This window comes from Metabacillus rhizolycopersici (assembly GCF_020075705.1).
Map to the genome: position 1 here is coordinate 47,428 of NZ_JAIQUM010000031.1, position 10,117 is coordinate 57,544.

Annotated in this window: 12 protein-coding genes; 4 read left to right on the forward strand and 8 right to left on the reverse strand. The window is 37.3% G+C overall.

Going from position 1 to position 10,117, the window contains the following annotated elements:
• Positions 1-127: 127 nt before the first annotated feature.
• Positions 128-1,309: an exonuclease SbcCD subunit D gene (locus K9V48_RS14315; protein ID WP_224139651.1), complete on the forward strand. Its 1,182-nt coding sequence runs from the start codon at positions 128-130 to the stop codon at positions 1,307-1,309.
• Positions 1,306-4,704, forward strand: coding sequence for an AAA family ATPase (locus K9V48_RS14320; protein WP_224139652.1), 3,399 nt, complete (start codon positions 1,306-1,308; stop codon positions 4,702-4,704). Before K9V48_RS14315 ends, K9V48_RS14320 begins: the two co-directional genes overlap by 4 nt.
• Before the next feature lie 255 nt (positions 4,705-4,959).
• Here K9V48_RS14320 and K9V48_RS14325 read toward each other — a convergent pair whose 3' ends face one another.
• From K9V48_RS14325 to K9V48_RS14360, 8 genes are all read right to left on the reverse strand, one after another.
• Positions 4,960-5,097 (reverse strand): hypothetical protein, encoded by a 138-nt coding sequence (locus K9V48_RS14325; RefSeq protein WP_224139653.1) that lies wholly within the window; start codon positions 5,095-5,097, stop codon positions 4,960-4,962.
• Between the two features lie 346 nt (positions 5,098-5,443).
• Complete coding sequence (locus tag K9V48_RS14330; RefSeq protein ID WP_224139654.1) at positions 5,444-5,662, reverse strand: spore germination protein; 219 nt, start codon at positions 5,660-5,662, stop codon at positions 5,444-5,446.
• Between the two features lie 95 nt (positions 5,663-5,757).
• Positions 5,758-6,123: a spore germination protein GerPE gene (locus K9V48_RS14335; RefSeq protein ID WP_224139655.1), complete on the reverse strand. Its 366-nt coding sequence runs from the start codon at positions 6,121-6,123 to the stop codon at positions 5,758-5,760.
• On the reverse strand, positions 6,120-6,296 hold the full coding sequence (locus tag K9V48_RS14340; protein ID WP_224139656.1) for a spore germination protein GerPD: 177 nt from the start codon (positions 6,294-6,296) through the stop codon (positions 6,120-6,122). The genes K9V48_RS14335 and K9V48_RS14340 overlap by 4 nt, the downstream gene beginning before the upstream one ends.
• Before the next feature lie 41 nt (positions 6,297-6,337).
• Positions 6,338-6,937: a spore germination protein GerPC gene (gene gerPC / locus K9V48_RS14345; RefSeq protein WP_224139657.1), complete on the reverse strand. Its 600-nt coding sequence runs from the start codon at positions 6,935-6,937 to the stop codon at positions 6,338-6,340.
• Positions 6,938-7,070: 133 nt separating this feature from the next.
• On the reverse strand, positions 7,071-7,307 hold the full coding sequence (locus K9V48_RS14350) for a spore germination protein GerPB (RefSeq protein ID WP_224139658.1): 237 nt from the start codon (positions 7,305-7,307) through the stop codon (positions 7,071-7,073).
• Positions 7,308-7,319: 12 nt separating this feature from the next.
• A complete protein-coding gene (locus K9V48_RS14355; protein WP_224139659.1) occupies positions 7,320-7,541 on the reverse strand; it encodes a spore germination protein in 222 nt (73 codons plus the stop codon).
• 253 nt (positions 7,542-7,794) lie between these two features.
• Entirely contained in the window at positions 7,795-7,968 is a 174-nt protein-coding gene (locus K9V48_RS14360) for an aspartyl-phosphate phosphatase Spo0E family protein (protein ID WP_224139660.1), read from the reverse strand.
• 284 nt (positions 7,969-8,252) lie between these two features.
• Between K9V48_RS14360 and K9V48_RS14365 the strand changes: the two genes are divergently transcribed.
• Positions 8,253-9,041, forward strand: coding sequence for a TatD family hydrolase (locus K9V48_RS14365; RefSeq protein WP_224139661.1), 789 nt, complete (start codon positions 8,253-8,255; stop codon positions 9,039-9,041).
• 27 nt (positions 9,042-9,068) lie between these two features.
• Positions 9,069-9,971: a fumarylacetoacetate hydrolase family protein gene (locus K9V48_RS14370; RefSeq protein ID WP_224139662.1), complete on the forward strand. Its 903-nt coding sequence runs from the start codon at positions 9,069-9,071 to the stop codon at positions 9,969-9,971.
• Positions 9,972-10,117: the final 146 nt, after the last annotated feature.

Here is a 10,117-nt window from a genome sequence, read left to right on the forward strand (position 1 = left end):
ACGGAAACCACTTTCTTACTTTTAAAATCTGAGCAAGCCTGCAAAAAGATTCGTATAACGAAAATACTATGATGCTGTGCTTGCTCGTTCCACCCCTAATTGAAGCTGTGAAAGGATGTTTTAATGAATGCGAATATTGCACACGGCAGACTGGCACCTTGGAAGAACGTTGGAGGGGCGAAGTCGTTTAGCAGAACAAGCGCAATTTATCGATGAGCTCGTGAAAATCGTTGAAGAAGAAAAAGTAGATGCGATTTTAATGGCTGGTGATGCATTTGATACGGTCAATCCACCGGCTGCAGCAGAGCAGCTGTTTTATGATGGACTAGCCCGATTATCTGACAATGGAAAACGACCAATTATTGTGATTGCGGGAAATCATGACAATCCTGATCGTTTGTCGGCTGCATCTCCTCTAGCTGGTAACCATTCAATCCATTTAATCGGCTATCCAACGGCAGAAGTTTTGAAAGTAGATGTTCCACGTGCGCAACAACAGATGATGGTTGCGGCACTTGCATATCCTTCAGAAGCTAGACTTTTGCAGGTGCTATCAGAAACACATGATGAAGTACTGTTACGAAATAAATATGATGAAAGAATTCGCGAGCTTTTTTCGATTATGAGCAAGCAGTTTCAACCAAATACAGTAAACATGGCGATGAGTCATATTCATGTAGCAGGAGGAAGCTCAACTGATTCCGAGCGTCCTATCGAAGTTGGAGGAGCTTATACGGTAGCGGCAACCAGTATGCCTGAAGCGGCTCAATATGTGGCATTAGGGCATTTGCATCGTCCACAAAACATAAATCGTGCAAGTACATTAACAAGATATTCCGGTTCTCCACTTGCCTACAGTTTTTCAGAAATCGGCTATGCGAAATCGGTAACGATTTTAGATGCTGAGCCTAATCAGCCTGTTGTGATGAAGGAAATTCCATTATCATCAGGAAAACCGCTTGTGAGATGGAAGGCAACAGAAGGGATTAGTCAGGTGCACAGCTGGTTAGAGGAAGGCCGCGATTCGTCCGCATGGATTGACTTAGAAATTCATCTAACAACAACTCTCTCAATTGAAGAAATCCATCGTTTACGAAAATGGCATCCTGGATTTATTCATATTCGTCCTGTATTTCAGCAAGAGCTTGAAGTTGCAGCGACAAGACAAGCCAATTTACCAATAGATCAATTATTTTCACAGTTTTACGAAAAGCAAACAGGTGGTGCAAAACCAGAACCAGAGTTAATCAAGCTTTTCTTGGAGCTAGTCCAACAAGATGACGATCTCAAGGAGGGTGATGAAGAATGAAGCCGATCGAATTAGCTGTTTCAGGATTGCATAGTTTCAGAGAAAAGCAGATTATTAATTTTGATTCATTATGTGATGGTGGAATTTTCGGGATTTTTGGACCGACTGGAAGTGGAAAGTCCTCTATTTTAGATGCGATGACCCTTGCGTTATATGGCAAAGTCGAACGAGCACTGAATAATACACAAGGGATTTTAAATCATTCGGAAGATCAATTAACTGTCTCATTTACCTTTGAGCTTGAAAATGCATCTGGGAAGAAACGTTATACGGTGGAACGTGTCTTTAAACGGACAGATGAAATTCGAGTCAAAACATCAATTTGCCGCTTGATCGAAGTAGGTGAAGAGCAAATTGTCCTTGCGGATAAAGCAGCAGATGTGAATGGACAAATCTATCGTTTACTTGGATTAACGATCGAAGATTTTACTCGTGCCGTTGTTCTTCCACAAGGAAAATTTGCTGAATTTCTCTCGTTAAAAGGTGCGGACAGACGCCAAATGCTTCAACGTCTATTTCATCTTGAACAATATGGCGATCAATTAATGAAAAAATTGAAAAAAAGAGTAGCCTCAACAAAAATTAAGCGTGATGAGCTAGAAGCAGAAAAGAAAGGCTTAGGTGATGCTTCCAAAGAAGCGGTGAAAGAAGCTGAAGAACGCCTTAAAAATGCAGAATTGCTTCTAAACAAACGGCAGACAGAGCTAGAGAGTATCACAAAAGACTTTGAACAAAAGCAAGGGATCTGGCAGCTTCAACTGCAAAAAGCTAGCATTGAAAAGGAAAATTCATTGCTTAAAGCAGAAGAGGATACAATCAAAGATTTACAACGTCAATTAAATAAGGCGGAGGAAGCTGAGTCCCTACGACCTTATGCTGAAGGCTTACAAGCTCTTATCAACGAGAAAAAAGAAGCGGAAATCAATCTAGCTGTTGCAAAGAACAATTATCTTGATATGAAAGAACAGTTTGAAAACATTAGTCGTTCATATGAAGATATCCGTAAGAATAAAGCAGAACAGGAGCCAATTTTAGTCGCTAAACGAGAAAAGCTGCTTCAATTGCAAAAGGTAGAGGAAGAGCTGCAGCGTGATAAAAAGCAATTTCATGATCTACAGCAGAAAAAACTTGAGCTTATAGAACAACGTGAAAAAAGCAATGCCTTATTAATGAAAGCAAGGGGCTTAGTTGAGAAGGCTAACGTGAAGCAACAAGCGTTAAAAGATGAACAAAAAACAAAAACGGTAACAGCGAAAGAGCGTGAACAAATTCGTGCAGCGTTAGAAGCGAAGCAGAAAGTCACACATAATCAGCATAGGTTAGACGAAGCGACTGAACAAGTTAATAAAAAGACAGTAGCTATTAATCAGGAAAAACAAACGTTAGACGCACTAATAGAGAAGTTAACAAAGAGTAAACAACAGCTTCATGAACAATTTATCAGCTTAAACCAACTTTATTTTCTTGTTTCAGAGAGAGAAAGAGAGCATGCTAGGTATGTCCAAACAGTAAAAAATCAGCTGGATATCTTACTAACCAAGGAAGAAAAAGCGAAAAGTCAAAGGCTAGCGTTTGAGCTTGTTAAGCAACTGACTGATGGCGAGCCGTGTCCAGTATGTGGATCCTGTAATCATCCAAGTCCTGCTCACTTAGAGGAAGATGATACTGATGATGCCAACAAACAATCGGCATTAGTAAAGGAACAGCTTGAGCGTTTGCAAAGTTTGAGCCAGGAAAGCCACTCAATTAAGATTAAGCTTGAAGGTGTTTCCCAACAAGTAGCTTCTGACTTTTCATTTCTTCATGACCTAAAACAAATCGAAGAAGCTGAAATAGACAAGCTAATCACGAATGATCAAGAACGACCAGAGCAAGGATACAGAAGATTTCACACAGAATTTAAATCAATCACTCAGGACTACCTCCAAGTAAAAGAATCGATTGAAAAAATAATGAAGCAAATAAGAGAGTTACAGCAAGAAGTGATGAGACGAAATGATGCCATCACTACGGCAACAAATGATGCGAATGAATGGACGCAAAAGCTGCAAGCTGTTCAAAAAACATATGAGGAAGAGATAACTTCCTATTCTGAACGTTTCTCGACTATACCGCTTGATAAGGTTGAGCAGCTACAAAAGATAATCGTGGACAAAGATGAAGAGTTTGAGCAATTAAATGAACGAATTGAAAAAAGTGTTTCTTTTATTGATGAACAAGAAGCAATGGTAAAAGAGCAGGAGCGCAAAAATCAACAGCTAACCGAGCAAGAAATTGAATGTCAGGCTGCTTTGAATAATTGTGAACAGCTTATGATGGAAAAGCAGGAGAAACTTAGAGAGGTTGGGCAAGGTCAGCAAATTCGTTTTCATTTAGAAGAAACAGAAACACAATTAAAGCAGTTGATTAAAAGAGAGAATGACTTGTATCAATCATGGCAAGAGCAGTCTAATCAACTTCAAAAATCTCAAAGCGAGTTTGCAGCAAATGAAAAATCATTTGCTCAAACGAATCAAAAGCTTAAAGAGGCAGAGCAAAAATGGCAGTCGGTTTGTGAAGGGACTTCATTTAAAACGATTGAGGAAACGCTAGCCTCTTTACTATCGGTTGAGATAAAACAGAAAATGAGGATGAAAATAGAGTCGTATACAGATAAAGTAAAGCAGCTTCAAACAGATTTACATCGTATTAATGAAAAACTATCAGGTAATCAGCTTTCATTAGAGGAATGGGAGCAAATTCAACAAATTAAAATTGAAGTGAAGGAACAAGTTGATGAGGCGGTTGCAAGCAAGGGCGCTGCAACAAATGCACTTCAAGTCCTGCTAGAAAAACATGATCGATTCATGGAAATAGAAAATCAGCAAAAGGAACTAAATGACTCGCTGCAAAAGCTAGAAAAGCTCCAAGCCGTATTCAAAGGAAATAGCTTTGTTGAATATGTTGCGGAAGAACAGCTAGTGCAAGTAAGTCGAGATGCTTCTGAACGACTTGCGATCTTAACTCGTGGCAGGTACGCCATTGAGGTAGACTCTCAAGGCGGGTTTATTATGAGAGATGATGCAAATGGTGGAGTGAAAAGACCTGTATCAACACTATCTGGTGGAGAAACCTTTTTAACATCACTTGCTTTGGCGCTTTCTTTATCGACACAAATTCAGCTCAGCGGTGAATATCCACTCCAATTCTTCTTTCTTGACGAAGGGTTTGGAACGTTAGATGTCGATCTACTTGATACAGTTATCACAGCTCTTGAAAAACTCCAATCTCAAAACCTTTCAGTTGGAGTCATTAGCCATGTCGCTGAACTGCGTGCGAGATTACCAAGAAAGTTAATTGTCGAGCCAGCTGAACCTTCTGGTAAAGGTTCAACAGTTTATCTTGAAACCATGTAGGGAAAATACGAATAATGGTGCATATATGCAACGATTTTAATTGATGAATAAAGCGAGACTTCCATCAGTGAGGGCTCCTTATCCTCACAAATGATTTACCATTTATTGATAAGTAACTTATTGGAAAAGGCTAACCAAAGGTAATTTTCGGATAGTGAAGTGAAAGAGCAAATTAAAAACCACCTGTTACCTAACATAATGTTTGAACAGGTGGTTACCTAAAGACCTCACATACTTGTTACTCCAAAATATTAGTTAGTTTATTTCATTTAACATCATTTCAGCTTGTTCTTTCGTTACATTTTGGATGAATTCAATCATGTCGATTAGTTGGATTCCAAACTTTTCACATTTTTCAGTATATCGTTCATAAGCCCGCTGATATTTTTCCATTTTGTCAGCCCCTTTTCAATTCTTCATCGTTTTCTTCTTGAAAATAAGTCATTTCAATACAATGTTCCCTTTTATTATTTAGTTAGGATTAAAAGAATTTTGTTATATAACAGAATTAATTATTTAATTATATTATATAACAGACTAGACGCTAGTCAACTGTTTTTTAATTTTATCGCTCATTAACGGACAGTAACATGGGAAAGAGCCTGGAATATTTTCCAAGCTCTTTTTTGAAGTTATATAGTAGCTTGATATCATGGTAGATAATTGAGTGATTTAATCTGTGTTTTTCTGGCTTGCCGGAACGTGCTAGAGAATGCTGTCGCTGCTTTTTCTCGAACACTTAATTATTAGCTATCATATTTTGATCTGTTACATCGGGGTCAATCATATTTGTCACATTAATACCGTTATTAACAATATGAAAATCTCCAGTGTTTCCTCCACCAGAGCCTGCAGCTGATTTTGACTGGCTTTTCGGAGAGAGATAAAAGGAATCTCCGAAGTTGACCACTCCGCCACCAACACTATTAATCTTAATTGGACCTACAATTGCGGGCATATTAAAACATCCTTTTCGATTTCGATGGTACTTTACTTTATGCAGATGTTTTTTGGAGTGTTCGTCTGCTAATGGAAAAGGGATAAATATACGCTTTAATCTTTATAATGACGGATATGCTTCGTTCGTGTTTCACAGATAATATCTCTTGTTGATCCGATCTGAAATACAGCTGAACTTGATAGAGCGATAATATTTATGGTTTGCACGTTAATTTTAGGATTTTCATGAAAGAAATTCGTTGTCAGCTGTTCATAGAAAAGAGGTTGAGGAATTTCCTCTTCAAAAATTTGATATTGGGATAGATCACCTTCCGTCCCGTAATATCGTTCTTCTTCACGTTGTACGGCTAAAACCTTTACGGAAGGTTTTACTTGCATGGAATCGCCAATTTGGAATACCGAGCTAATCCCTATTGAATTGACGTAAGCTGTAGTGACATTAGAGAAGCGACTAATCATTGTGGAGCCAGCGGCACAAATGCACCAACGATAAGAGCCTCAGGTGGTGTGTCAAATGTAGCTGAAAGTGAAATCGTATTTGTATCCCCAATTAAGAAAACAGAAGAACTAGATACCCCAACAATGCGGATAGCCCCAACTTGCAAACCGCGATTGACAACTGTGAAATTCATAAGTGTCACACACCCTTTATTTAATAAGAATAAGGGAAAGCCTATTGGTCTTTTGGTAAATGATTTAAAAAGTGATGAATTGAGTTTTCAACGTCTTTTTTAACTTGCCGGAGAATATCTTGCTTTTTATCCAGTAGGGAATCTTGTTCTGTTAATGGTTGACCATTTATATAATATTGAATTCGACTATCGATTTGTTTACGAATATCCTCAATAATATGTTTGCGATGCGGATCATCAAGGCGCAGGTCATATTGGTGTTCCGCCTGTTCGATCAATCGTACACAATCCTCATTTAAAAACTGACTTACTTCTTCGCTGCATTGCTGAAATAGTTGTTCTCGTAATTGTTGGTGAACGCCATTTACGTTCATCCCACCTTGTTGGACGTCGAAGTTGTCAATTTGCCCAGGGTCAGTTGGGTTTAGACCTATATTCAATGTACCATCAAGATGTTCAACTTTTAGCTGGTCAAATTTGTATTCAATTTTTTCAATATTAGTGTATGGCTGTTTCTTAATTTTTTCAACATCTGATTTGAGATCACGAATCGTTTCATTCAGCTGTTGAATTTTTTGATCCTGTTGTTGGATATATTGCTGAAGTTGCTGTAAGTAGTTCATAATATCGTAATTATACAAATTTCATCACCCACCTTTATTACTTCACACAACAGTTGATACTATCTATATATGCAAATCTGGGTAAGTGGGTGAATGCCTAATTTATTCCAGATACATGGGCAGTAAAACCCTCACTGATGGAAGTTTCACTTTATGGACTGGCAGTTGGTGATGTAAGTGGAACGATTGGTTCTTCTGTTTCTGATAAGACTCCGGTTAATGCTTCACTCTCAATTTGAGGAGCTGGTTGTGTAAAGCCACCTGTATTGTAAAGGTTTGAAAGAGGCTTAATTATTCCAGCACTTCCAATTTGTAAGACAGAGGAATTGCTTACGGCTTCGACCCGCAAGTAATTAATACAAATGGATTGATTAATATAGAAATTCATCGTCAACACTCCTTATAAATTCCCTGCAATCGGTTGATCGATAACATCATTATCATACGTATTTGTGACAGAATTCTGGTTGTAAATATTAAGACCATCACCAGTGTTAAAGGAACCGGCACCTGCAAATGTCTTTACTTCACTATACGGAGAAATTGTTATCACATCTCCAATATGCACAACACTACTCGTTCCAACACTATTTACCTTAAATGCACCTACGATAGCTGGCATTATGAACATCCCTTTTTTCAGTTTGGCAAACGATACACGATTAAAATGACTTCATGTATTTGTACTGATGTTAATTATTTTATGAAAAAACAGAAAATGTGTGATATTCGCGGAAAAATCTGATTTAAATAAGAGGTTAATAAACTGTGAAGAAGATGTTAGGTAAAGGCTTCGTCAGTGGAACACCAATGATCGAGGGTAGGAATACATTCTTTACTTTTAGCTTCTTACACAAGATAGATATCAAGTTGAATTAATTGCTTTTCTTCTCGTTAACGATCTTCTTCTCATTACTCCACTTAATTTCCTGAAGTAACAAAGTATCTAGTTCTTGACTACATTCTATTGTTTCAACTGAGTTCATCCCGTATTGCATAGCTGTTTTTATTAAATCTTGTCTTTTTAATTCAATATTATTGATAATCATTTTCTTTCTCCATCTCTTAATTAATATTTAGAAATGAACGTTCACGAAGTAGTGAAAATGCCTTCATTTACTAGGACAAACTTATTATACAATGGATTGAATTAAAAAAATCATATTCGCTAAAATAACAAAAAAACATACAGGATTCTACATAAATATACGCTCGTAAAGTGCTACGAAAATTGTAAACTAAAGGTATACAGACAAAATTGGATTTGTTTCAAAAGAGATAGATCGCCATTTGCAAAATCATTTCTTTACGTGTTAAAAAGGGAGGAGTACATATGATTGATGCACATATTCATCTTGACCAATATGATGCAGAAGAGATAAAAGATCGCATAAAAAGGTGGCAAGAAAACGGTATTGATGGAGTGGTAGGGGTAGCAACTAATTTGAGGTCAAGCTATGATATATTAAAACTTAAGCAAGACTTTCCAATTTTTGTTCGTGCTGCAATTGGACACCATCCTGAAATTCCACCACCAAGCAAACACGATTTATATGAATTAACCAAATTAGTTAAAAGTGAAAGACATAATCTATCGGGAATCGGTGAAATTGGTTTACCGACTTATCGAAAAGAAGAGCTTTTAGAGCGTAACCGTGAAGAAGAATTCAACGCTATTTTAGAAACGTTTCTAAAGTTGGCCAAGGATGAAAATTTACCTGTAGCACTGCATGCTGTTCATGAAGAATCGAAAAAAGTTTTATCTTTTTTAAAGAAGCACTCCATTCAAAAAGCACATTTTCATTGGTTAAAGGCACCAGATGAGGTGATCCATGAAATCGTCTCAGAAGGCTATTATGTTTCAGTTACACCTGAGGTTTGTTATCGTGAAAGAGATCAAAGATTAGTAAAGAAAGTTCCAATTGATCAGCTGTTAATTGAAACAGATGGTCCATGGCAGTACGGTGGACCTTTTGCAAGAAAAGAAACATCTCCATTACTATTGAAGGAAATTAGTAAGTCTGTATCGAATATAACTAAAATACCTTTAAAGAACTTAAATGAAAAAATCTTCAATAATACAAACCGACTTTATCCCAATTTTGTGACGGATAAAAGTTGAATGTTATAAAAAAATAGGAGGATCTTGATGAAACTTGTAACGGCAACTCTACAAAATGAACAGTTTATTGGTCTTGTACACGGTGATAAAATAATTAATTTACAAAAAGCTGAAAAGGATATATTTGAGATATCCTCGTTTCCAACAACTTTATTGGAATGTATCCCATTAGGTGATAAATTCATTCAAAATGTTAAACTCATTGTAGATAAGATCAATGTGGAAGAAGGGGCAGAAGGTTATCTTTATCCGATATCTGATGTAAAGCTTCTCTCACCTATACCAAGACCAATGAAAAATATTTTCTGTGTAGGAAAAAACTATCGTGACCATGCGATTGAAATGGGTAGTGAAGCAGATGTGCCAGAACACGTAATGCTTTTTTCGAAAACTCCAACAACTGTCATTGGACACGAAGATGAAATTGATCCTCATTTACATATTACAAAAGAGCTAGATTATGAAGGTGAGCTCGCTGTTGTGATTGGCAAAAAGGGCAAGCAAATCAAAGAAGAAGAAGCGATGGATTATGTGTTTGGCTATACGATTCTTAACGATGTGACTGCAAGAAATCTCCAAAGACAGCATAAGCAATACCTGCTCGGAAAAAGTCTAGACACCTCATGTCCGATTGGACCATATCTCGTTCATAAATCTGCTATTGACAATCCTTATGATCTAAAAATTACAACGAGGGTTAATGAGGAAGTAAGGCAAGATGGTCAAATAAAAGATATGATTTTTCCAATAGAACAAATTATCTCGACGATCTCACAAGGGACAACGCTTGAACCAGGTGATATTATTGCAACAGGAACTCCAGCAGGGGTTGGAAATGGATTTAATCCACCTAAGTTTTTACAGCCAGGTGATGTTGTGGAAATTGAGGTTGATAGGATTGGTGTTTTAAGAAATCGAATTATGGGATAACAATGAAGGTACTAGTCTAATTTATCCCACCTTAACGGGCAGTAAAACTCCGACTTCGAGATTCGAGAGAAGCAAAGAAGATAAGTGGGAGATAACTGCCCGTAAAGATCCGATAAGTCTCGCTAACCATCAGTGGGGATGAAGAA